Source organism: Dactylosporangium sp. NPDC049742 (assembly GCF_040674675.1).
GTDB classification, from domain to species: domain Bacteria; phylum Actinomycetota; class Actinomycetes; order Mycobacteriales; family Micromonosporaceae; genus Dactylosporangium; species Dactylosporangium maewongense.
In genome coordinates this window covers 40,096-62,612 of record NZ_JBFANF010000017.1, presented here as the reverse complement: position 1 = coordinate 62,612, position 22,517 = coordinate 40,096, and the positions used below count along the sequence as shown (strand labels likewise).

The window sequence follows — 22,517 nt, the reverse complement described above, 5'->3', positions numbered from 1 at the left end:
CAAGTTACGGTTCGATCCTTCATCGTTGCCGTTCCCCGCCAGGAGCGTGTCATGCGTCGTGCCCTCATCCGCCTCCTGCCGGCAGCGCTGACGCTGTCGGCATTGGTGGTCATCGCGCCCCAACCGTCCAATGCCGACATCACCACCGTCTCGGTCGACAACCTGCGCACCGGCTGGGACAGCAACGAGCCCGGCCTGGCGCCGTCGGCCGTGTCCGCCTCCGACTTCGGGCAGCTGTTCTCGGCGACCGTCAACGGCCAGGTGTACGCGCAGCCGATCGTCGCCGGCGGCACCCTGATCACCGTCACGGAGAACAACTGGGTCTACGGGCTCAACCCGGCGACCGGCGCCGTGAACTGGTCGCGCAGCGTCGGGCCGGCGTGGCCCGCGTCGGCGATCGGCTGCGGCGACCTGGTGCCCAACATCGGCATCACGAGCACGCCCGTCTACGATCCGGCGACCGACGCCGTGTTCTTCATGGCGAAGGTCAACGACGGCCCCGACGCCGACCACCCGCACTTCTACCTGCACTCGGTCAACCCCGCGACCGGCGTCGAGCGGGCCGGCTGGCCGGTGACGATCCAGGGCTCGCCGACCAACGACCCGGGCAACACGTTCAACCCGAAGACCGCCGCGCAGCGCCCCGGCCTGCTGCTGCTCGACGGCGTCGTCTACGCCGGGTTCGCCAGCCACTGCGACTACGGCCCGTACGTCGGCTACGTCGCGGGCGTGCGCACCACGACGCCGCAGATGACGACGCTGTGGTCCACCGAGGCGGGCCGCAGCAACGGCATGGCCGGCATCTGGCAGTCCGGCGGCGGCCTCGTCTCCGACGGCCCCGGCCGGATCATCGTCTCCACCGGCAACGGCGTCTCGCCGGCGCCCGGGCCCGGCACCAGCCCGCCCGGCACCCTGGCCGAGTCGATCATCCGCCTGCAGGTCAACGGCGACGGCTCCCTCACCGCGAAGGACTTCTTCAGCCCGTTCAACAACAGCCGCCTCGACCAGGACGACACCGACTTCGGCTCCGGCGGCCCCATGGCGCTGCCCGCCGGCTTCGGCACCGCCGCCCACCCCAAGCTGCTGGTGCAGACCGGCAAGGACGGCCGCGTGTACCTGCTGGACCGCGACAACCTGGGCGGCAACGCGCAGGGGCCGGGCGGCGGCGACGCGTCCGTCGGCCCGCCGGCCGGTCCGTACAACGGCGTCTGGGGCCACCCCGCGTTCTGGGGCGGCGACGGCGGCTACGTGTACCAGGTCGAGAACCAGGGCTTCCTGCGCGCGTTCAAGTACGGGGTCAACGGCGCCGGCCTGCCCGTGCTCACCTCCGCCGGGACCAGCGCGTCGACCTTCGGCTACACCTCGGGCTCACCGGTCGTGACGTCCACCGGTACCACCTCCGGAAGCGCCATCGTGTGGGCCGTCTACAGCGACGGGTCCAGCGGCGCCAACGGCCAGCTGCGCGCCTACGACGCGCTGCCGGTCAACGGCCGGCTCAACCTGCGCTACAGCGCGCCGATCGGGGTCGCGACCAAGTTCGTCACCCCGGCGACCGACGGCGGGCGGGTCTTCGTCGGCACCCGCGACGGGCACGTCGTCGGCTTCGGCCGGCCGACCACTGCGGCGCTGACCAGCGGGCCCACCGACTTCGGCAGCGTCGCGGTCGGCAGCACCGCCAACGCGACCGTCACCGTCACCGCGACCCGCGCCGTCTCGATCACCGCGATCTCGACCGCCGCGCCGTTCGCCGCCACGCCGCCCGCCCTGCCGGTGAACCTCACGACCGGGCAGACGCTGTCGGTGCCGGTGCGCTTCACGCCGTCCGCGACCGGCGGCGCCACCGGCAGCCTGACCTTCACCACCAACGCCGGCACCGTGCCGTTCGACCTGCACGGCATCGGCACCAGGCCCGGGCTCGGCGCCACCCCGTCGACGCTGTCCTTCGGCACCGTGCCGACCGGGGCCAACAAGACCCTCGGCGTCAGCGTGACCAACACCGGCACGTCCGCGGTGACGATCACCGGCTTCACGCCGCCGGCCGCGCCGTTCACCGCCACCGGCGTCCCCGCCACCGGCACGACCCTCGCCGCGGGCGCCTCCGTGTCGGTCTCCGTCCGGTACGCGCCGACCGCGGCCGGCACGGCGAACAGCACGTTCATCGTCACCAGCAGCGCCGGCTCCGTCACCGTCCCGGTCACCGGCACCGCCGTCACCGGCGCGCCGCAGCTGACGATCACCCCCAACCCGGTCCAGTTCGGTCAGGTGCCGGTCGGGCAGACGGCGACCGCGGTCTTCGACATCGCGAACACCGGCAACATCACGCTGACCCTGACCAAGGCGGCGCCGCCGGTCGGCGCGTTCAACACCACCACGCCCGTGTCGGAGGGGCAGCAGCTGTCGCCCGGCGACATCATCCACCAGACGGTGACGTTCACGCCGTCGTCGGCCGGACCGCAGTCGGCGGTGTACTCGATCACCGGCGACGACGGGCAGGGCGCGGTCCTCGTGCAGCTCACCGGCACCGGCGTCACCGCCGGCACCACGAACCTGGCGCTGGGCAAGCCGGTGACCTCGTCGAGCGCGCAGGGCGGCTACCCGGCGACCAACGCGGTCGACGGCGACGTCAACTCGTACTGGGAGAGCGCCAACAACGCGTTCCCGCAGTGGATCCAGGTCGACCTCGGCACCACCGCGACGGTCGGGAAGGTGACGCTTCGTCTTCCGCCCGCCGCCGCGTGGGCTGCCCGGCGGCAGACGGTCGCGGTTCTCGACGGCGCCACCGGCGCGGTCCTCCGACCCGCGGCCGACGTGGCGTTCGACCCCGCTTCCGGCAACACGGCGGACATTCCGGTCACGGCCTCGGTGCGCTACCTGCGGCTGCAGATCACCGGGAACACCGGCTGGCCGGCCGGGCAGGTGTCGAGCCTGGAGGTGTACGGCTCCGGCGGCGGGACCCCCGCGCTGACGCTCAGCCCGACGTCGCTGTCGTTCGAGGACACCACGGTCAACGACAACAGCGACTGGCAGACGGTGCTGGTCACCAACACCGGCACCGGCCCGGCCACGGTCTCCGGGATCACCGCCACCGGCGACTTCACCCGGACGACCACGTGCGGGACGGTCATCGCCGCCGGCGCCAACTGCACGGTCACCGTCACCTTCCACCCGGCCGCGGCCGGCACTCGGACCGGTTCGCTGACCGTCGCGTACGGCGGCTCGTCGGCCTCGGTGGCGCTGTCCGGCAAGGGCGTGTCGGCGGGCACGGCGACGCTGACCGCGAACCCGGCGTCGCTGAGCTTCGCCGCCACGACCGTCGGCTCGTTCAGCGGGGCGCAGGCCGTGACGATCAGCAACACCGGCACCGCCGCGGCGTCCGTCGCCTCGATCACCGTCGCCGGCGACTACACGATGACGAGCGGCTGCGGTACGTCGATCGCGGCCGGGGCGAACTGCACCGTCAACGTCACCTTCCGCCCCACCGCGACCGGCACCCGGACCGGCTCGCTGACCGTCACCTACGGCGCGGCCACGCTGAGCGTGGTCCTGTCCGGGCAGGGCGCCTCGGCGAGCGGGCAGAACCTGGCGCTGGGCCGGCCGACCACCCAGTCGTCCAACACCCAGGCGTACGGCTCCGGCAACGCCGTCGACGGCAACGCCAACACCTACTGGGAGAGCACCAACAACGCCTTCCCGCAGTGGATCCAGGTCGACCTCGGCTCGTCCGTGTCCGTCGGCAAGGTCACGCTGCGCCTGCCCCCGTCGACGGCGTGGGCGGCCCGCACCCAGACGGTGACGATCACCGACGGCGCGACCGGCACGATCCTCCGCAGCTCGGCGGTCGTCGCCTTCGACCCGGCGAGCGGCAACACCGCGATCCTCTCCTTCCCGGCGGGGAACGTCCGGTACCTGCGGATCACCATCACCGCGAACAGCGGCTGGCCCGCCGGCCAACTGTCCGAAGTGGAGGCATACAGCCTTTAGCCCACTGCTGTTTGCCACCTGGCACGAATAGCCCGAGGTCGTGGTCTGACCTCGGGCTATTCGGCGGATCGAACCATACTTTGGGTTGTGATATAAGTCATCCGTGCGTCCTGGGTTATCCCCCGGATGACGCTGTTGATCGAACCGGACGTTTATCACCAAACGACTTCCGTGAGCACTAGGTTCACTCGACGACATGAGTGACCCGGATTCGCCCGCCAGCGAGGCCACGGGAGGTTCGAAGTGTGGAAGGGCCGCCTGGCCATCATCTCGCTGCTTGTCGTGTCACTGCTCGCGTCGCTGTCGATGTTCACCGTCGGCGGTGCGAGCGACGACCAGCTCGAGGTCTACTCATGGTGGACCGGACCCGGTGAGGAGGAAGGCCTGGCCGCGATGGCCGAGGCCTTCGAGGCATCCAACCCCGGCATCCGGTTCGTCAACGCCGCCGTCTCCGGCGGTGCCGGCTCCAACGCCAAGGCGATTCTCGCCAGCCGGCTGCTCGCCAACGACCCACCCGACTCCTACCAGCGTCATGCCGGGCTGGAGCTGCTCGACGACGTCCGGTCAGGCAAGGTACAGGACCTGACAACGTTGTACGAGGAGCAGGGCTGGCGGAAGGTCTTCCCGAAGGGCCTGCTGGACAACCTGACCATCGACGGCAAGATCTACGCCGTCCCGGTCAACATCCACCGCGCGAACCTCATCTGGTTCAACCCGCGCGTCCTTCGCGAGCTCGGCATCGCGGGTCCGCCGAAGACGTGGTCGGACTTCCTGGCCCAGGCCGCCGTCATCAAGGGCAAGGGCAAGGTGCCGCTCGCCGTCGGCCCCGAGTGGACCCAGAAGCACCTCATGGAGACCGTCCTGCTCGGCGAGCTCGGCGCCGACTCCTACGAGCGGCTCTTCTCCGGCGACCTCAGGTGGACCTCGCCCCAGGTCACGTCGGCGCTCGACATGTTCGGCAAGGTCCTCGCCAACTCCGACGTCCGCTCCGCGGCCGGCGAGTGGCAGCCGCAGCTCGACAGGGTCATCGAGGGCTCCGCCGTCTACGCCGTCATGGGGGACTGGAGCTCCTCCTACCTGGAGCAGTCGAAGAAGCTGCAGTGGCGCGACGGCTACGACGTGGCCACCTCGCCCGGCACCGAGGGCGTCTACGACTTCCTCTCCGACTCCTTCACCCTCCCCACCGGCGTGCGCAGCCCTTCGTTGTCACGCAGGTGGCTCATCGAGTGCGGCTCCGCCGACGGGCAGAACCTGTTCAACCCCCTCAAGGGCTCCATCCCCGCCCGCACCGACGCCTCGGCCGATCTCTACAAGGGCTACCTCGGCTGGACCCTGCAACAGTGGCGCGACCCGAAGACCCGCATCGTCGGCTCCCTCGCCCACGGCGTCGTGGCCAACAACGCCTACAACGCGGAGATCGACTCGGCGCTCGGCCTGTTCGTCCAGCACGGCGACCTCGGCAAGTTCGCCAGCACCGTGCAGCAGCAGTTCCAGGAGACGCGATGACCGCCCCCGTCCACGTGCCGCGGCACTCCAACGCCCCGCCGCACGTCCCCTTCGTCCCGCCGCCGATCCGCCGCCGCAAGCACCGCGGCCCCGCGTGGCTGGCCGGGCTGCTCCTCGTCTCGCCGTCCCTGATCCTCATCGGCGTCTTCGTCTACGGCTTCCTGGGCTGGAACGTCCGCGTCTCCTTCACCAACTGGCGCGGCCTCTCGCCCTCCTACCACTTCGTCGGCCTGTCCAACTACTCACGGTTGCTCCGCGACGAGCGCTGGCACGCCGACGTGCGCAACCTGGTCGTCTTCACGGTGGTCTTCGTCGGCGGTTCCCTCCTGCTCGGCTTCCTGATGGCCATGCTCCTGGACAAGGGCGTGCGCGGCGAAGGCTTCCTCCGCGGCGTCTTCCTCTTCCCGATGGCCATCTCCTTCATCGCCACCGCCATCGTCTGGCGCTGGCTGCTCGACAACGGCTCCGGCGGCGACACGGCCGGCCTCAACAAGCTCTTCACCGTCATCGGCCTCGACTTCCTGCGCAGCGACTGGCACAAGTCGGACTCCGTCTGGGCCATCGCGGCCGTCGCCCTGCCCGCCGGCTGGGCCCTCTCCGGCTACGTCATGGCGCTCTTCCTGGCCGGCATGCGCGGCGTCCCCGAGGCCCTCCGCGAGTCCGCCCGCCTCGACGGCGCCAGCGAGACCCAGGTCTTCTGGCACGTCGTCCGTCCCGCGCTGCGCCCCGTCACCTTCAGCGCCCTGCTCATCATGGTCCACATCTCGCTGAAGACCTTCGACCTGCTGTACGCCCTCGACCAGGGCAACCTCCGCATCGACACGCCGTCGCTCTACATGTGGTTCACCACCTTCGACGGCGGCTTCTACGACCGCGGCGCCACCATCGCCACCGTCCTCCTCGTCGGCGTCACCCTCGTGGTCGGCCCCTACGTCTGGTACGCCCTCCGCACGGAACGGCGGTGACCCCCCATGCCAACCACTGCGCTGGGGCACGTCGCCCCGCCTTACGTCCTGCCTCTTGCCCCGCTGCTTGCCCCGCCGCACGTCCCGCCTCTTGCCCCGCTGCTTGCCCCGCCTCAGGTCCCGCCTCTTGCCCCGCTGCTTGCCCCGCCGCACGTCCCGCCTCTTGCCCCGCTGCTTGCCCCGCCGCACGTCCCGCCTCTTGCCCCGCTACTTGCCCCGCCTCGCGTCCCGCGTCTTGCCCCGCCTGACGTCCCGCTTCACGTCTCGCTTCTCGCCCCGCTTCTTGTCCCGCTTCACGTCCCGCTTCTGGAACGGGGGTAGCCCACATGGTCCGCGCCACCGCCACGGTGCCCCGGCACGTGGTCTCCGACCCGATCCCGCCCGCCACGTCGAAGGCCGCCGCCGGCAGCCGCAGCGTCGTGCGGTACGTCGTGCTGTGGGCCCTCGCCTGCTTCTTCCTGCTCCCCGTCTACGTCCTGGTGGTCACGTCCTTCAAGGACCCCGTCGACGTGTCGGCGACGCGGATCTGGGAGCTGCCGACCAGCCTGTCGCTCGACAACTTCGGCCTCGTCTGGCCCAAGCTCGCGTCCGGCTTCCGCAACAGCCTCTCCCTCGCCATCCCCGCCAGCCTGCTCTCCGCCCTCCTCGGCTGCGCCAACGGGTTCGTCCTGTCGAAGATCCGCTTCCCCTTCGCCAACGTCGTCTTCCCGCTGATCCTGTTCGGGATCTTCGTGCCCTACCAGGCCGTGATCATCCCGGTGTCGCAGACCATGACGGCGGTCGGCCTCCGCGGCGGCAACGACCCGACCGGCGGCCTCGCCGGCCTCATGCTCATCCACATCATCTACGGCCTGCCGATCACCACCCTCATCTTCCGCAACCACTTCGTCGCCATGTCCAACACGCTCCTCGAGTCCGCCCGCCTCGACGGCGCCGGCATCCTGCGCAGCTTCGTCGACATCGGCGTACCCCTCGCCAAACCCGCCTTCGCCGTGGCGATCATCTGGCAGTTCACCTCCTCCTGGAACGACTTCATGTTCGGCGCCATGATGACCAGCCGCGACTCCTGGCCGGTGACGATCGCCCTCAACAACATCGCCGGCGGCCAGTCCGTCCCCTTCGGCCAGGCGATGGCCGGCGCCCTGCTCGTGAGCCTGCCCACACTCGCCCTCTACGTCATGCTCGGCCGCTTCTTCATGCGGGGCCTGCTCGCCGGCACCCTGCAGGACTGAACATGGGTGCCCCCACTGCAGTTCCCTAGGCAGAATTCCCGATGCGCCACCCCCGCCCAGCCGCGATGCTTGCCTCTGACCGGTTTCCGACCCAAGGAGGTCCCGACATGAACGCCACCACACGCGGCTGGGCAGGCCCAAGCCTCACCACCGCCCCTGGATGACCACGCTTCACCCCCGGCCGCGACCCGGTAGCACGCCCCTCGCCCCCGCGACGCCAGGCCATCTCCGTGCCGCGGCCTGACCGGTGCGGCGCTAGGACCACGGCGCCAGGCCGACTCGTGCCGCGGCCTGGCCGGACCACGGTCGCGCCCAGGGTTGGCGTCCCGACCGGCGGTGGCAGGCTTACCCATCTCAAGTGCGGTGGCAGGCTCGTCCCTCGCCGGCTGCGGTGGCGGGCCATCCCTGTTCCGGCTGCGGTGGCGGGCCCATGCCGTCGCAGCCCGGTCGGCATGACACCCTGGCCGTGGGCGCAGTCGTCTCCCTTCGCGGCCCGGTCGGCACGGCGCCCCGGCCGCGGTCGCAGGTTCACGGCCGGCCGGGCGCCGTCGTCCGCGGTGCTCAGGTGATCTGGCGGGATTGGGCCGCATGACCGCACTCGCAACGGAACCCGTAGATCGCGCCTCCCACACCTCCGAACTCGCCGGTCTGCAGCTGCCCGACGAACCACATCGGCCGGCCGCAGCAGTCCGGCCACTGCGGACCCGCCTGCGACCACGCGGGCCGCCCGCCGAGCCGCCCCACGTCGTCCCAACGGCGCTCGCCGGCCGGGGCGAGCCGCAACCGCGGCGGCTGCGGACAGCGGTCGGGCGGATAGCCGGGGCACGACTCGACGCGCTCCTCGTCGAACCTCCCGGACGCCCAGCCGTAGCCGGCCCGCACGTCCTCGTCGGCGTCGCACTCCGAGCAGAGGCTCATCACGAACGCATGCCCGCCGCCCCGCACGGCGGCCGGCAACAGCGCGTCGCTCACCAGCAGCGGCACCGAGAGCGGCAGCGCGCAGCCCAACCCGCGCGGATCTCCGAACACCACTCCCGGATCGACGAACGTCTCCAACCGCGGATCCGCCGTGCGGGCCGTCACGATCGTCCGTGCCTGCGGCAGGTAGCGCCGCCTCGCCGGGCCGTCCGCCGGCACCCACACGCCCCGCGTCCCGCACATCTGGCGAACCGCGCCGGACGACCGCGCCAGCTGGCCCAGACGCGCCAGCGACCGGTCCGTGTCGGCCCCGAGCAGCAGCTCCACGCGGGCCGCGTCGAGGTCGGCGCGCGGCCGGTGCCGCCACGGCTCCGCCGGCGGCGACTCGGCGACCCTGTCGGCGAGCCGGTCCACGAGCTCGTCGGGGGCGTGCTCCGAGGTCCGCCAGAACCCGGCCGGGTCGGCGGCGACGAGCCGGGCGACGGCCGCATCGGTGAAGTCCTCCAGCACCGCGCCGCGGTAACGCCCGCTCATGCCACGAACCCGATCTCCGGATACCGCGGCGACGCCGCGTCGAGCAGCCCGGAGTCAGCGCCGGAGCCGCGCAGGTGCAGGTCGAAGAACGCGCCCACGTACGCCCTGACGACCGCGGCCACCCGCGGCCCGTCGACCGTGCCGTAGGCGTCGCCGGTCTGCGCGCCTGGCAGCGCCGCGAGCGTCGGGACCATCAGCACCGAGTCGTGGAACGACAGGTGCCGCGCGCCGGGCATCCTCAGCTCGCGGTGCCAGCCGCGCAGGTGGTCGGCGAACACGCCCCAGCCCGGCGTGTTGTCGCGGTCGGTGTCACCTGCCGCGAACAGCAGAAACGGCCGGTCGAGTCCGGCTGCGGCGGCTGTACCGTAGAAGGCGCCGTCGAGGTTGACTCCCGCGCGGATCCGACGGTCGTCGTGCATCGCCTGGGCGGCGGTGGCGCCGCCGAGCGAGTGGCCGAGGGCACCGACGTGCGTCAGGCGCAACGAGCCGCAGGTCCCGGCCGGGAGGCGGCGCCGCTCGACGTCGGGGTTGCCGCCGTCGTTGAGGGTCGCCATACGGTCCAGCACGAACCGCAGGTCCGCGGAGCGGACCGCGACCATCTTCGCCGCGAACGCGTCGAACTGGGCCGGGTCCTCGATCTGCGCGATCAACGCCGTGATCGTGTTGGGCTCGACGCGGCCGCCGGGGAACTCGACGGCGATCGGGTCGTGGGTGTGGTCGACGGTCACCACGACGTGGCCGCGGCTGGCGAGGTCCTCCACCAGTGCCGCGCTGGAGTTGCGCCCGGCGCCGTACCCGGGTGAGAACAGCACCACGGGCCAGCCGCCACGCCGCGCGGCGATCGGTGCGCCCGTGTGCGCGTGGGTGCGGACCTCCGCCAGGCCGGGCAGGTCCCGCTGGACGCCGCTGACCGTCTCGGCGAGGTCCCGCCCGACGGGCCCTGCCTCGCCCGCGGTCAGCCACGGTGCCGGTGGGCCCGCCGGATATGCGGCCGGATACCACAGCTGCACCATGAGCTCCCTGGGCCGGGCGGGCGCCATCCAGGGGTCGGTCCTCGCGGGGTCGACGAGATGCAGCGGCACCGTCCCGATCGGGTGCGGGCCGGTCGGCGCGGGCAGCCGGAACGCGGGCCTGGCGCCTCGCGGCGCGGCGCTGGCGGGCATCGCGGGCAACACGGTCAGGCCGGCGCCCGCGGCGGCGGCGCCCAGCAGTCGACGGCGGGACAAGTACAGGTGGCGCATGGCGAATCCTCTCGCTCGGTGCCGCCGAAGTTAGCCCCGCCCGCGCGGCCGTGTCGTCCTCCCGCGGACCGACCCGAAACTGCCCGTGTCCGACCTGAGTAGGACAGCCATGGTGTGCTTGACGACGACGACGCGGCACCCGCGCCGCGCCTACCTTGCCTTCCATGACAACGACGCTCGCGGTCGAAGTGACCGACCTCGTGAAGGTGTATGGAACAGGCGACACCACGGTGCGCGCCCTGGACGGCGTCGGCGTCGCGTTTCCCGCCGGCGAGTTCACCGCGATCATGGGCCCGTCCGGGTCCGGCAAGTCCACGCTGATGCACTGCCTCGCGGGGCTGGACACCGCGACGTCCGGCTCGGTCCGGCTGGGCGGCACGGAGCTGACGGGCCTGTCCGACAAGGCACTGACGCTGCTGCGCCGGGAGCGGGTCGGGTTCATCTTCCAGTCCTTCAACCTGCTGCCGACGCTGACCGCCGAGCAGAACATCCTGCTGCCGTTCGACCTCGCCGGCCGCAGGCCCGACCAGCGGCGGTTCGCGCAGGTGGTGTCGGTGCTCGGCCTCGGCGAGCGGCTGCGGCACACGCCCAGTCAGCTGTCCGGCGGTCAGCAGCAGCGGGTGGCGTGCGCCCGGGCGCTGCTCGGCCGGCCCGACGTGATCTTCGCCGACGAGCCGACCGGCAACCTCGACTCCCGCACCGGGGCCGACGTCCTGTCCGTCATGCGCCGCAGCGTCCGGGAGCTGGGTCAGACGGTGGTCATGGTGACCCACGACCCTGTCGCCGCCTCCTACGCCGACCGGGTCGTCATGCTCGCCGACGGCCGCATCGTCGACGAGCTGCGCGGCCCCACGCCCGAGGCCGTGCTGGACCTGCTCAAGCGGCTGGGGGCCTGACATGCGACGCACCGCACTGTCCGGGCTGCGGCCGCGCCGCCTCGTGCCCACCGCGCTGGCCATCGTGCTCGCCGTCGGGTTCGTCGCCGGCATCATGATCTTCGGCGACACGACCCGCGCCGCGTTGCTCGACGAATACGCCCGCTCCGCCCGCAACGTCGACCTCGCCGTCACCGCCGCCGACCGCACCCGCCTGCCACTGTCCACAGTGGAGGAGATCGGCCGGCTGGACGGCGTCACCGCCGCCGAAGGCCGCATGGTGGAGCAGGCACCGCTCATCGACCGCGACGGCCGTCTCGTCACCGAGTTCGGCGTCCCCGGCCACGCCGTCGACGTCGGCGACCGCGCCGAGCTGCGCCCCTTCGACCTGCGCACGGGCGGGCTGCCACAGGGCGACGGCGACGCGGCGCTCGACGCCCGCAGCGCCCGGCGCACCGGCTACCAGGTCGGCGACACCATCGCGCTGGTGGGCGCCGACGAGCAGCGGCACGAGTTCCGGCTCGTCGGCATCGTCGACATCACCGGCGTCGACGGCGGCAACGCGTCCACGGTCGTGCTCACCCGGCCGGCGCTCGTGCGGCTCACCGGCGCCACCGGCTTCCGCGAGGTCGTCGCGACCGTCGCCGACGGCACCGCACCCGCCGCCGTCCGCTCGCATGTCACGGCGCCGGGGAAGGTGCGCACCGGCGACCAGCTGCGGCGCGATCTGGCCCGGGAGGCGTTCGGCCAGATCGACGGCCTGCTCGTCGGGCTGCAGCTCTTCGCGGTCGTCGCGGTGCTCGTCGCCGCGCTCGTCATCGCCAACACGTTCAACATCCTGCTCGCCCAGCGCATGCGGGAGACGGCGCTGCTGCGGTGCGTCGGCGCCACCCGTGCGCAGGTGTTCCGGCGGGTCATCGCCGAGGCCGCCGCGGTCGGGTTCACGGGCGCGGCGCTCGGGATCGGTGTCGGCCTCGCGATCGGCTTCGGACTGTCCCGCGGTGGGGCGCTGCCAGGCATCGGGCTGCCCACCGGCCGACTCGTTGTCGGTGTTTCGCCGGTACTGGTGGCGCTGCTCCTCGGCGTGGTCCTGACGATCGTGTCGGCGCTGGTGCCCGCGATCCGGGCGACCCGGGTGCCGCCGATCGCGGCGCTGCGGATCACGCCGTTCGGGCGCGGTGGCAGTCGGCGCGGGCGGGTCGTGCTGGTCGTGTCCGCGGCGCTGCTCGTCGTCGCGGGGGCCGCGCTGACCCTGGCCGGGATGCGCACCGGCGATCCGCTGACCGCGATGGTGATCGTCATGGTGGGTGGCACGAGCGTGTTCCTCGCGGTGCTGCTGCTCCTGCCGCTGTTCATCGGGCCGCTGGTGTCCGCGGTCGGATGGCTGCCGGGCCGCCTCGCCGGCGCGCCGGTCCGCCTGGCCGTCGCCAACGCCAGGCGCAACCCGGGCCGCACGGCGGCGACCACGGCCGCGCTGCTCGTGGGCGTCGCGTTGATGGCCGGCGGCAGCACCATCGCCGCGACCGTCAACCGCACCGCCGAAGCCCAGCTCGACAAGGCGTTCCCCGTCGACTACCTGCTCACGCCCGCGGTCACCGGCGGCGACCGGCCGGCGACGGTCCCGGCGGCGGTGACCGCGGGACTGCGCGCCGACCCCGCCTTCGACCTCGTCGTCGCGGTCAGGCAGGACGATGCGAAGACCACCGGCGGCGGGCTGCGCGTCGGGACCATCGACGAGGCGGCGATCGGCACGGCGTTCCGGCCCGTCGTCTCCGCCGGGCGGCTGACGGACCTGCGGCCCGGGACCGCCGTCGTGGCCAGCGCCTCCGACGCCCTCGCCGGGCGGCGGGTCGGCGACCAGCTCCGGCTGACCGGTCCCGGCGGCCACTCGATCACGGTGACGGTCGCCGCGACGGTCCAGAGCGCGACGCTCGTCGGCGACGTCATGGTCACCGACACCGACTACAGGGCGCTGTTCCCGGCGGCCGTCGGGGACTCGCTCGTCATGCTCCGCACCGCGGGTGGCGTACCGGCGACGACCGCACGCCACCAGATCGACGCCGCCCTCGCGGCGCACCCGCTGGTCCAGGTCGGCGACCTCAAGGAGTTCCGCGACGAACGCAACAACGCGATCGACCAGATCGTCGTCGTGATCGCCGTCCTCCTCGCGCTGGCGCTGATCATCGCGCTCGTCGGCATCGCCAACACGCTGTCGCTGTCGGTACTGGAGCGGACCCGCGAGTCCGCGCTGCTGCGGGCGCTCGGCCTCACCCGCGGGCAGCTCCGTGTGACGCTGCTCGCCGAGGCGGTGCTGATGGCCGCGGCCGGCGCCGTCGTCGGGGTGGCGTTCGGCCTCGTCTACGGGCTGCTCACCGCGGATGCGGGGTTCGGGGAGGTCGACACCCTGATCGCGGTCCCGGTCGGGCAGCTGGGGGCGTTCGTCGGACTCGCGGCGCTCGCGGGCGTACTCGCCGCAGTCCTCCCGTCACGCAGAGCGGCAAACGTCGCAGTCGTCGTAGCACTGGCAGATTGAAGACCTATCGTGGACGACGTGTGGAACGGCGAACACCTCCGGCGCATCAGGACCTGGCTGTTCGACGGGGGCCTCGCAGGATCTGTGCTGTACGTGACGGTGATGGAGCGCGGGCTGGAGCCGCCCGTCGTCGCGATCGGGCTCGTCATGGCGGTCGCCATGCTGGCCCGCCGCCGTTATCCGTTGATCGTCGCCTGCATCGTCTACACGGCGGCGCCGCTGCACCTGCTGTTCGACGACGCGATGCGCCTCTATGACATGGCGGTGCTGATGTCCATGTTCGCCGTCGTCAAGTACCGGCCCCAGCTGTTCTGGGGCATCCTCGCCGGCGTCGGCGCGGGCATCGGCGTCATCATCGGCGCCGCCGTCGAGGCCCGCAAGACGGACAACTTCGGCACCATCACGTGGATCATCGGCACGCTGACCGTCGCCGTGTGGTTCTCCGCGTACGGGGTGAGGACCCGGCTGCTGTACGTGGCGAGCCTCGAGGAGCGGGCCGCCACCCTCGAACGCGAGCGTGACCACCTCGCCCGCCTCGCCGCCGCCGACGAGCGCGCCGCGATCGCCCGCGAGCTGCACGACGTCGTCGCCCACAGCCTGAGCGTGATGATCGTCCAGGCGGACGGCGCCGGGTACACCCTCGACCCGTCCGCGTCGCGGGCCCGTCACGCCCTCGACACGATCGCCGCCACCGGCCGCGACGCCCTCGAGGACATGCGCCGGGTGGTGAGCGTCCTGCGGGGCGCGACCCCCGGCGCGGGGGACGTGTCCAGACGGCGCGTCGGGCTGGCGGAGCTCGACCGGCTCGTCGAGCGGGCCGGCCTGAGGGTCGATCTGGAGACGGTGGGCACCCCGGCGGGGTTGAGCGTGGCGGAGGAGCTGACCGCGTACCGCATCGTGCAGGAGTCCCTGACCAACACCCTCCGGCACGCGGGCCCGGACGCGAAGGTGACGCTGCGACTGGAGTACGCGCCCGAGCACATCGTGATCGAGGCCACCGACAACGGCGGCGGCCGGCTGCCCGCCACCACGAAGAGCTCGGGTGGGCACGGCCTGATCGGCATGCGGGAGCGGGTCGCTCTGCACGGCGGGACGGTGAGCGCCGGTCCGCGGTTCGACGGAGGGTGGACCGTCACCGCCACGATTCCCAGGACACCGCCGCCGGTTGTTCCGCTGGGCGAGCCGCCAACACCTCCGGCGGCCGACGGCGACAGCACTTTGGCAGCCGACGCCCCAGCGACCGCAGGACGAGCGGCCGGAGCCGCGAGGGACACGGCCGGCGCCGATGGACGTCAGGCGGATGCGGCGCGCGCGGATGAGGCCGGGATGGACGTAGTGCGGGCGGAAGGCGTTGCGGTGGACGTGGCCCGCGCGGATGAGGCCGGGATGGACGTAGCGCGTGCGGATGGCGTTGTAGTGGACGCTGCCCGCGCGGATGAGGCCGGGATGGACGTAGCGCGTGCGGATGGCGTTGTAGTGGACGCTGCCCGCGCGGATGAGGCCGGGATGGACGTAGTGCGGGCGGAAGGCGTTGCGGTGGACGTGGCCCGCGTGGACGGAGCTGGTGCGGGGCGCGCGGGCGGGGTCGGGGCGGATGTGGTGCGAGCGGGTGGCGTTGCGGCAAACGCAGGGCGTGCGGATGGAGCCGGGCCGGGCGCGGTGCGCGCGGACAGGGCCGGGATGGTGGCAGGGGGCGGGTGGGGCCGGTGATCCGGGTGGTGATCGTCGACGATCAGGAGCTGATCGTTGCCGGGTTCAGGATGGTGCTGTCGGCGCAGGACGACATGGTGGTGGTGGGGGAGGCGGGTGACGGGGCCGAGGCGTTGCGGTTGCTGCGGCGGGTGGAGGCGGATGTCGTGGTGATGGACATCCGCATGCCGGTGATGGACGGGATCGCGGCGACCGAGGCGCTGTGTGCGCGGCCGGGTGGGCCGCGGGTGCTGATTTTGACGACGTTCGACACGGATGAGGACGCGTTCGCGGCGTTGCAGGCGGGGGCGAGCGGGTTTCAGCTGAAGAACGCGCCGCCGGGGGATCTGCTGGCGGCGATCAGGGCCGTCGCGGGTGGTGAGGCGATGGTGGCGCCCAGGGCGACGCGGAGCCTGCTGGACCGGTTCGCGGGGAAGTTCGTGACGGCGCCGCCGGCGGTTGAGGACCCCGAGGCGTTGCGGCGGCTGGCGAGCCTGACGGACCGGGAGCGGCAGGTGCTGCTGCTCGTGGCCGAAGGGCTGTCCAACCCGGAGATCGGGGAGCGGCTCAACGTGGCGGAGACGACCGTGAAGACGCACGTGGGCCGGGTCCTGCTGAAACTGGAGGTGCGTGACCGGGTGCAGGCGGTCGTGTTCGCGTACGAGGTCGGGTTGGTCCGGCCACCCTGATCGGGCGGGCAGGGCCGGGTGCGTCCGAGGTCGGCCCCGCCGCCCTGACCGAGCAGGGAAGGGCCGGGTGCGTCCGAGGTGGACGCACCCGGTCGGAGCGGGGAGCAGGCCGGCAGGCTAGGGGCGGGCGGCCCAGCGTTGGGCGCCGGTGCCGTTGCAGGTCCAGAGCTGGACCTTGGTGCCGTTGGCGGTGCCTGAGGCGTTCACGTCGACGCACTTGCCGGAGCCTGTGCCGGTGATGGAGCCGTTGGCGTTGAAGGTGAACTTCTGGGCGGTGGTGCCGTTGCAGTCCCAGATCTGGATCTTCGTCCCGTCGGCGGTGCCGTTGCCGTTGACGTCGAGGCAGCGGTTGCCGTACACGCGGATCTCGCCGGCGGCGGTGCGGGTCCACTTCTGGTTGGTGCCGCCGTGGCAGTCCCAGATGTGGATCTGGGCGCCGGCGGTGGTGCTGGCGCCGGCGACGTCCATGCAGCGGTTCGACTGCGGGTTGACCAGGGAGACGGCGGTGCCGACCGGTGGGATGGTCGGGGTGAGGCTGCCGGGGACGGACTGGAGGGCGGAGAACCAGCGCGCCCCCATCTTGTCGTAACCGGTGGCGTTCGGGTGCACGCCATCGGCGAGGTCGGCGGTGGTGATGGCGGAGTGCATGTCGACCAGGTGCGTCATCGGACCCTTGCCGGCGACGATGCCGGGGATCGCGGCGTTGTAGGCCTGGACGCGGGCCTCCTGCGTCGCGTTGGTCTCGGGGGTGATCTGGGCGACGAAGAGCTCGACCGACGGCGCGTTCGCACGGATCTTGTCGATGAGCGCGGAAAGCCGGGCCGGGGCGTTGGCGACGTCGTAGTTCTGGTTCATGTCGTTGGTGCCGATGTGCAGGAGGATGGTGCGCGGCGAGGTCGCCTGCAGCCAGCCGACGATGTTGGCGTCGAGCTGGTCGATCCGCCAGCCTGAGTGGCCCTCGTGGTCGTGGTCGCCGAGGGACGCCGGGCCGTTGAAGCCTGACCCGACGAAGTCGACGGTGTACCCGCCGGCGGCGAGCCGCTGCCACAGGTTGATCCGGTAGCCGCCGGGCACGTTGAACCCGTCGGTGATCGAGTCGCCGAGCGGCATGACGCGGACGCCGCCGTTCGACTCGGCCTGGGCCGGGGCCGCGGGGGACAGGACGAGGCTCGCGAACAGGCCGAGCGCGAGGCCGGCGGCAAGAGCGAGTTTGCGTCGCATGTACTGGTTCCTCTCGTCTGCCGTCCGAGGGCGGTCCACAGCACGGGATGAACCGGGCCGAGCTGCGGCAGCGGACGGTCGCATCGAGTGTTGGCGATGTGGTGACGGTCAGGGGAGCCCAGTGGCGCGGTGGAGCGCCGAGCGGTCGCGCGGCAAAGCCAAGCGGAACGTGAGCGGATGGGTGCTCAAGCCTTGCAAGAACACGTTCGAAAACAGCAAAGATGTGTCTGGATATTGCGCAGCGGTGTCGGTGGAGTTACGGTCCCTCTTGCAACGCCCCGCCAGCCGGTGTACAAAAACCCACCCCGCCGTTCGATCGTCACCACCAGCGCCGACCAGCCCGACACCGCCAACTCGCGGCCGGCCGGCTGATGCTTGCGCGGCACGGCCCCGTCGAAAGCGAGCAACACATGTTCCGGTCCACTCGAGGTGCCAGGCGGAAGGGGCGTCTCGTCGCCCTGACCGCGGGCACCACCCTCGCTGCCGCGGGCGTCGTCGTCGGTCTGACGATGTCGCCGGCCGCGGCGGCCGCGACCGGCGGCGTCGGTGCGACGCTGCCCTTTGTCGAGGTGCAGGCGGAGAACGCCACCACCAACGGCACCGTCATCGGCCCGAGCGCCGCCTACAACACCCTCGCCGGTGAGGCGTCCTACCGCAAAGCCGTCACGCTGCAGGGCAGCGGCAAGTACGTCGAGTTCACCACGCCGGTCGCGACGAACTCGATGGTGTTCCGCTACAGCATCCCGGACAGCAGCAACGGCTCGGTGTACACGGCGCCGATCTCGCTGTACATCAACGGGGTCCGGTCCAACAACTTCACGCTGACCAACGCGTACAGCCACTACTACAGCAGCTACCCGTTCAGCAACCAGCCGGGCAGCAACCACCACCACTACTACGACGAGGTCAACCGCCTCTTCCCGCAGGTCTACCCGCAGGGGACGAAGTTCCGCCTGCAGGTCGACGCCGACTCGACCGCCTCGTCGTACACCATCGACCTCGCGGACTTCGAGAACGTCGCCGGTCCGCTGTCGCAGCCGGCCGGCTCGGTGTCGATCACGAGCAAGGGTGCCGACCCGAACGGCGTCAACGACTCCACGTCCGCGATGAACCAGGCGATCGCGTCCGCTGGTGCGGGCGGCACGGTGTGGATCCCGCCGGGCACGTTCAAGATCCAGGGCCACATCGCGGTCAACAACATCACGATCAAGGGTGCCGGCATGTGGCACTCGAAGACGACCGGTGACCGGATCGGGTTCTACGGCAACTACGCGCCGACGCCCAGCTCCAACGTGCACCTGTCGGACTTCTCGATCTTCGGCAACGTGCAGGAGCGCAACGACGCCGACCAGGTCAACGGCATCGGCGGTTCGCTGAGCAACTCCACCGTCACCCGGGTGTGGATCGAGCACACCAAGGTCGGCGCCTGGATGGACGGGCCGTTCACCAACCTGGTGTTCGACCAGATGCGGCTGCGCAACTACAACGCCGACGCGATCAACTTCCACAACGGCGTGACGAACTCGAAGGTCACCAACAGCCACGTCCGCAACCCCGGCGACGACGGCCTGGCCATGTGGGCCGAGCAGAACGCCGACGTGAACAACTCGTTCGACCACAACACGGTCGAGCTGCCCATCCTCGCCAACGGCATCGCGATCTACGGCGGCCACGACAACTTCGTGACCGACAACAGGGTCATCGACGCCGGCCTCAGCCAGGGCGGCGGCATCCACGTCGGGCAGCGCTTCGCGTCCACCCCGATCGGCCGCACCGACGTGCTGCGCAACACCATCATCCGGTCCGGCAACCTCGACCCGAACTGGCAGTTCGGCGTCGGCGCGCTGTGGTTCGACGCCCGCGACGGCGTGATGAACGGCCTGACCAACGTCGACAACATCCTGATCCAGCAGAGCCCGTACGAGGCGATCCAGTTCGTCTCGGGCTCACAGATCAACAACGTGAAGATCAACAACGCGACGATCCAGAACACCGGCACGTTCGTGGCGCAGCTCCAGGTCGCCGGCGCGGCGACGATCACGAACAGCACCGCCACCGGCACGCAGGGCCCCGCGCCGATCTACAGCTGCGGCGTCGGGTTCAACCTCACCGACGGCGGCGGCAACTCCGGCATCTTCGGCTCGACCGCCTGCACGATGCCGACGCCGACGTTCCCGCCGTACCTGCCCGACAACGGCTCCAACATCACCGTCAGCCCGAACGCGCTCGGCTTCGGCTCGGTCGCGACCGGCGGTGCCAGCGCGGCCCAGGCCGTCACGGTCACCAACAGCGGCACCGCGTCGGCCCCGGTCGGCACGATCGCCGTCAGCGGCGACTTCACCCAGACGAACACCTGCGGCACCAGCATCGCCGCCGGCTCGTCCTGCACCGTGAGCGTGACGTTCCGGCCGTCGGCGGCGGGCACCCGCACCGGCAACCTGAGCGTGACCGCCGCAGGCGTCACCAGCACCGTCCCGCTGTCCGGCACGGGTGTTGCACCAGGACCGGTCATCAACGCCAACCCGGCCTCGCTGTCCTTCGCCGGTACGGTGGTGGGCGCGTCCGCCCCGACGCAGACGGTGACCTTCACCAACTCCGGTACCACGGCGGCCACCGTCTCCGGGGTCACCACCAGCGGTGACTACAGCCAGACCAACAACTGCGGCTCCCTCGCGGTCGGCGCCTCCTGCACGGCCACCGTGACGTTCACCCCGACCGCTTCGGGTGCCCGCTCCGGCGCGCTGACGGTCAACAGCAACGCCAACAACAGCCCGGCGACGGTCGGCCTGTCCGGCACGGGCATCGGCACCAACACGAACATCGCCCTCAACCGGCCCGCCACCGCCAGCAGCCAGGTCAACGGCACGCAGGCGGCGACCACGGTCACCGACGGCAACGCCGCCACCTACTGGGAGAGCACCAACAACGCGTTCCCGCAGTGGGTCCAGGTGGACCTGGGCGCGACCACCAGCATCGGCAAGGTCACGCTGAAGCTCCCGCCGGACGCCGCGTGGGCGACCCGCCAGCAGACGCTGTCGGTCCAGGGCAGCACCGACGGCTCCAGCTTCAGCACGATCGTCGGTTCCGCCGCGCAGACGTTCAACCCGGCCAGCGGCAACACGGTCAACCTGACCTTCGGGGCGACGAACACCCGGTACGTCCGCGTCAACATCAGCGCGAACACCGGCTGGCCCGCCGGCCAGGTCGCGGAGCTCGAGGTCTACCCGAGCGGGGGCACCACGCCGACCGCGCCGGTCCTCAGCGCCAACCCGACCGGCCTGACCTTCGCGTCGCAGGCGCTGAACACCACCAGCGGCTCGCAGGCGGTCACGATCAGCAATACGGGCACCGCGGCGGCCACCGTTTCGGGCGTGACCGCCACAGGTGATTACCAGCAGACGAACAACTGCAGCTCGATCGCGGTCGGCGCGTCCTGCGTCGTCAACGTGACCTTCCGGCCCACCGCGTCCGGCACCCGGACCGGCACGCTCACGGTCACCAGCAACGCGCAGAACAGCCCGACCACGGTCTCGCTGACCGGCACCGGCGCCGGGGGCACCACCCCGACCAACCTCGCCGCGGGCAAGCCGACCAGCGAGTCCAGCCACGTCCAGGTGTACGGCTCCGGCAACGTCACCGACGGCGACCAGAACTCCTACTGGGAGAGCGCCAACAACGCCTTCCCGCAGTGGGTCCAGGTCGACCTCGGCTCCGCGCAGAGCATCAGCAAGGTGGTCCTGCAGCTGCCCACCTCGTGGGGCGCCCGCAACCAGACCATCCAGGTCGTCGGCAGCACCAACGGCTCGAGCTTCTCGACGCTGAAGGACACCGCGTCCTACGCCTTCACCGGCGGCGCGGGCAACACCGTCACGATCACGTTCCCGGCGCAGACCCAGCGCTACGTCCGGCTGAACATCACCGCCAACTCCGGCTGGCCGGCGGGGCAGATCTCGACCTTCCAGGTCTGGAACATCTGATCCGCCAGTAGTTCAAGGGGGGTGCCGCCGGTCCGGCGGCACCCCCTGCTATTTGCGCTCGCTCAGGAAACGGTCGAGGTCGGAACGCGACGCCGGAGCGCCCTGCCAGCCGTAGTCCATGACCGCCAGGACCGTGTCGCCACGCCGGACCAGCGCTATGAGGAACGTCTGCTCGCCGAGGTCCGTTTGGTACGTGCGGCTCAGCAGCACCGACTCGTCGCCGCCGAGCTCGCCGGTCGAGACCAGCCGGTACCGCAGCGTCAGCGGCGCGGAGCCCGGACCGGCGCGCTCGACCGACGGGCAGCGGGCCAGCATCGCCCGGACCTCGGCGAGGTACTCGCTTGCCCCGCCGGGGCGGTACGCCGACTCCGTCATGCCGGCCCGGGTGGTCGTGGGCGGCGGCGGGACGTACAACGTGAACACCTGCAGCCCGCTGCTGCGGCCGATCAGCTTCGCCTCGCTGGGGTGCCGCGTCTCGGGGCACGGCGCGGGCAGCCGTCCGCCGCTGGGCCGGCGGCAGCTCCCGCAGCATCGCGACGACGAGCAGCGTGTCCTCGCTCGGCGCCGGCGCCACCCCGGCCGGCGGCACCTTCGCCGCGAACAGCCGCCGCACCGCCAGCCGCCGCCACCGGTCCGTGGCCAGCCGGTAGATCACCGAGCGCAGCCAGGCCTCCGCCGAGTCGTACTCGCGCAGGCGGTGCCACCGCTGCCAGGCGCGCACGTACGCCTCCTGGGTCAGGTCCTGGGCGTCGCCGAGGTCGCCCGTCAGGCCGAACGCGTAGCGCATCGTGCGGCGCGAGGTCCCGCGGTAGAAGTCGTCGTACGCCTGCCGGGCGTCGCTGCTCATGCCAGTGAACACGGCCGGGCCTGCGGGAAGGTTGCATCGCCTACAGTGCGGTGATGAGGCTCGTCCCGGTCGTGGAGATGGCGACGTCGCAGGCCACGTATCTCAACCTGGACCACGCGACCCTGGTCGCGCCCGTGCACCTCGACACGAAGGCCCGCATGCTCCGCCGCGACCAGGAGACCTGGGCGGTCACCTTCGTGGTCACGATCGGAGACACGGCGACGGTCTACGCGACGCGCCGTTCGTTCGCTGCCGAACAGGACGCGCTCGCGTGGATCGCCGCCGTGACCGATGTCGTGCGCTGAGCCG

14 protein-coding genes and 1 pseudogene are annotated in these 22,517 nt (G+C 71.6%); 10 read left to right on the top strand and 5 right to left on the bottom strand.

Annotated elements, in window-relative coordinates; translation table 11 throughout:
- Positions 1 to 51 precede the first annotated feature (51 nt).
- The 4 genes from AB0J72_RS22190 to AB0J72_RS22175 all read left to right on the top strand — a co-directional run bounded on the left by AB0J72_RS22190 (position 52) and on the right by AB0J72_RS22175 (position 7,684).
- Positions 52 to 3,981 carry a choice-of-anchor D domain-containing protein gene (locus AB0J72_RS22190; protein ID WP_363401515.1) on the top strand — a complete coding sequence of 1,310 codons (3,930 nt, stop codon included), beginning with the start codon at positions 52 to 54 and terminating at the stop codon, positions 3,979 to 3,981.
- A 243-nt stretch (positions 3,982 to 4,224) separates the two neighbouring features.
- Positions 4,225 to 5,487, top strand: a complete 1,263-nt coding sequence (locus tag AB0J72_RS22185; RefSeq protein ID WP_363401513.1) for an ABC transporter substrate-binding protein — start codon at positions 4,225 to 4,227, stop codon at positions 5,485 to 5,487.
- Complete coding sequence (locus AB0J72_RS22180; protein ID WP_360572842.1) at positions 5,484 to 6,452, top strand: sugar ABC transporter permease; 969 nt, start codon at positions 5,484 to 5,486, stop codon at positions 6,450 to 6,452. Before AB0J72_RS22185 ends, AB0J72_RS22180 begins: the two co-directional genes overlap by 4 nt.
- 326 nt (positions 6,453 to 6,778) lie before the next feature.
- Positions 6,779 to 7,684 carry a carbohydrate ABC transporter permease gene (locus AB0J72_RS22175; protein WP_344504595.1) on the top strand — a complete coding sequence of 302 codons (906 nt, stop codon included), beginning with the start codon at positions 6,779 to 6,781 and terminating at the stop codon, positions 7,682 to 7,684.
- Positions 7,685 to 8,245: 561 nt separating this feature from the next.
- On the opposite strand, the gene AB0J72_RS22170 is transcribed toward AB0J72_RS22175, so the two are convergent.
- Entirely contained in the window at positions 8,246 to 9,136 is an 891-nt protein-coding gene (locus AB0J72_RS22170; RefSeq protein ID WP_363401510.1) for a hypothetical protein, read from the bottom strand.
- Entirely contained in the window at positions 9,133 to 10,377 is a 1,245-nt protein-coding gene (locus AB0J72_RS22165; protein ID WP_363401508.1) for a hydrolase, read from the bottom strand. Before AB0J72_RS22165 ends, AB0J72_RS22170 begins: the two co-directional genes overlap by 4 nt.
- Positions 10,378 to 10,541: 164 nt before the next feature.
- Between AB0J72_RS22165 and AB0J72_RS22160 the strand changes: the two genes are divergently transcribed.
- Genes AB0J72_RS22160 through AB0J72_RS22145 form a run of 4 tightly spaced genes read left to right on the top strand, consistent with a single transcriptional unit; the run spans position 10,542 to position 16,163 of the window.
- The gene (locus AB0J72_RS22160; protein ID WP_363401506.1) at positions 10,542 to 11,273 is read left to right on the top strand and encodes an ABC transporter ATP-binding protein; all 732 of its coding nucleotides are present in this window, start codon (positions 10,542 to 10,544) and stop codon (positions 11,271 to 11,273) included.
- A 1-nt stretch (position 11,274) separates the two neighbouring features.
- Positions 11,275 to 13,785 carry an ABC transporter permease gene (locus AB0J72_RS22155; protein ID WP_363401504.1) on the top strand — a complete coding sequence of 837 codons (2,511 nt, stop codon included), beginning with the start codon at positions 11,275 to 11,277 and terminating at the stop codon, positions 13,783 to 13,785.
- Between the two features lie 9 nt (positions 13,786 to 13,794).
- On the top strand, positions 13,795 to 15,495 hold the full coding sequence (locus AB0J72_RS22150) for a sensor histidine kinase (RefSeq protein ID WP_363401502.1): 1,701 nt from the start codon (positions 13,795 to 13,797) through the stop codon (positions 15,493 to 15,495).
- Positions 15,492 to 16,163: a response regulator transcription factor gene (locus AB0J72_RS22145; protein WP_360572830.1), complete on the top strand. Its 672-nt coding sequence runs from the start codon at positions 15,492 to 15,494 to the stop codon at positions 16,161 to 16,163. The genes AB0J72_RS22150 and AB0J72_RS22145 overlap by 4 nt, the downstream gene beginning before the upstream one ends.
- Positions 16,164 to 16,280: 117 nt before the next feature.
- On the opposite strand, the gene AB0J72_RS22140 is transcribed toward AB0J72_RS22145, so the two are convergent.
- Positions 16,281 to 17,384, bottom strand: coding sequence for a ricin-type beta-trefoil lectin domain protein (locus tag AB0J72_RS22140; RefSeq protein WP_363401499.1), 1,104 nt, complete (start codon positions 17,382 to 17,384; stop codon positions 16,281 to 16,283).
- Positions 17,385 to 17,794: 410 nt separating this feature from the next.
- Here AB0J72_RS22140 and AB0J72_RS22135 point away from each other — a divergent pair, with 410 nt between their 5' ends.
- Positions 17,795 to 21,361 carry a choice-of-anchor D domain-containing protein gene (locus AB0J72_RS22135; protein ID WP_363401497.1) on the top strand — a complete coding sequence of 1,189 codons (3,567 nt, stop codon included), beginning with the start codon at positions 17,795 to 17,797 and terminating at the stop codon, positions 21,359 to 21,361.
- A gap of 48 nt (positions 21,362 to 21,409) precedes the next feature.
- On the opposite strand, the gene AB0J72_RS22130 is transcribed toward AB0J72_RS22135, so the two are convergent.
- Together AB0J72_RS22130 and AB0J72_RS22125 are read right to left on the bottom strand one after the other, a co-directional pair.
- On the bottom strand, positions 21,410 to 21,784 hold the full coding sequence (locus AB0J72_RS22130; RefSeq protein ID WP_363401687.1) for a hypothetical protein: 375 nt from the start codon (positions 21,782 to 21,784) through the stop codon (positions 21,410 to 21,412).
- A 253-nt stretch (positions 21,785 to 22,037) separates the two neighbouring features.
- Positions 22,038 to 22,148, bottom strand: a pseudogene (locus AB0J72_RS22125) (sigma factor); the annotation flags it as partial.
- A gap of 113 nt (positions 22,149 to 22,261) precedes the next feature.
- On the opposite strand from AB0J72_RS22125, the gene AB0J72_RS22120 reads away from it, so the two are divergent.
- A complete protein-coding gene (locus tag AB0J72_RS22120) occupies positions 22,262 to 22,513 on the top strand; it encodes a hypothetical protein (protein ID WP_363401495.1) in 252 nt (83 codons plus the stop codon).
- The last annotated feature ends 4 nt before the right edge of the window (positions 22,514 to 22,517 follow it).

What these genes read in the sequence shown, in the direction of transcription:
- AB0J72_RS22175 (WP_344504595.1), top strand. Translation starts at nt 6,779, where the DNA reads ATGGTCCGCGCCACCGCCACGGTGCCCCGGCACGTGGTCTCCGACCCG.
- AB0J72_RS22180 (WP_360572842.1), top strand. Translation starts at nt 5,484, where the DNA reads ATGACCGCCCCCGTCCACGTGCCGCGGCACTCCAACGCCCCGCCGCAC.
- AB0J72_RS22135 (WP_363401497.1), top strand. Translation starts at nt 17,795, where the DNA reads ATGTTCCGGTCCACTCGAGGTGCCAGGCGGAAGGGGCGTCTCGTCGCC.
- AB0J72_RS22120 (WP_363401495.1), top strand. Translation starts at nt 22,262, where the DNA reads ATGAGGCTCGTCCCGGTCGTGGAGATGGCGACGTCGCAGGCCACGTAT.
- AB0J72_RS22165 (WP_363401508.1), bottom strand. Translation starts at nt 10,377, where the DNA reads ATGCGCCACCTGTACTTGTCCCGCCGTCGACTGCTGGGCGCCGCCGCC.
- AB0J72_RS22160 (WP_363401506.1), top strand. Translation starts at nt 10,542, where the DNA reads ATGACAACGACGCTCGCGGTCGAAGTGACCGACCTCGTGAAGGTGTAT.
- AB0J72_RS22170 (WP_363401510.1), bottom strand. Translation starts at nt 9,136, where the DNA reads ATGAGCGGGCGTTACCGCGGCGCGGTGCTGGAGGACTTCACCGATGCG.
- AB0J72_RS22140 (WP_363401499.1), bottom strand. Translation starts at nt 17,384, where the DNA reads ATGCGACGCAAACTCGCTCTTGCCGCCGGCCTCGCGCTCGGCCTGTTC.
- AB0J72_RS22155 (WP_363401504.1), top strand. Translation starts at nt 11,275, where the DNA reads ATGCGACGCACCGCACTGTCCGGGCTGCGGCCGCGCCGCCTCGTGCCC.
- AB0J72_RS22190 (WP_363401515.1), top strand. Translation starts at nt 52, where the DNA reads ATGCGTCGTGCCCTCATCCGCCTCCTGCCGGCAGCGCTGACGCTGTCG.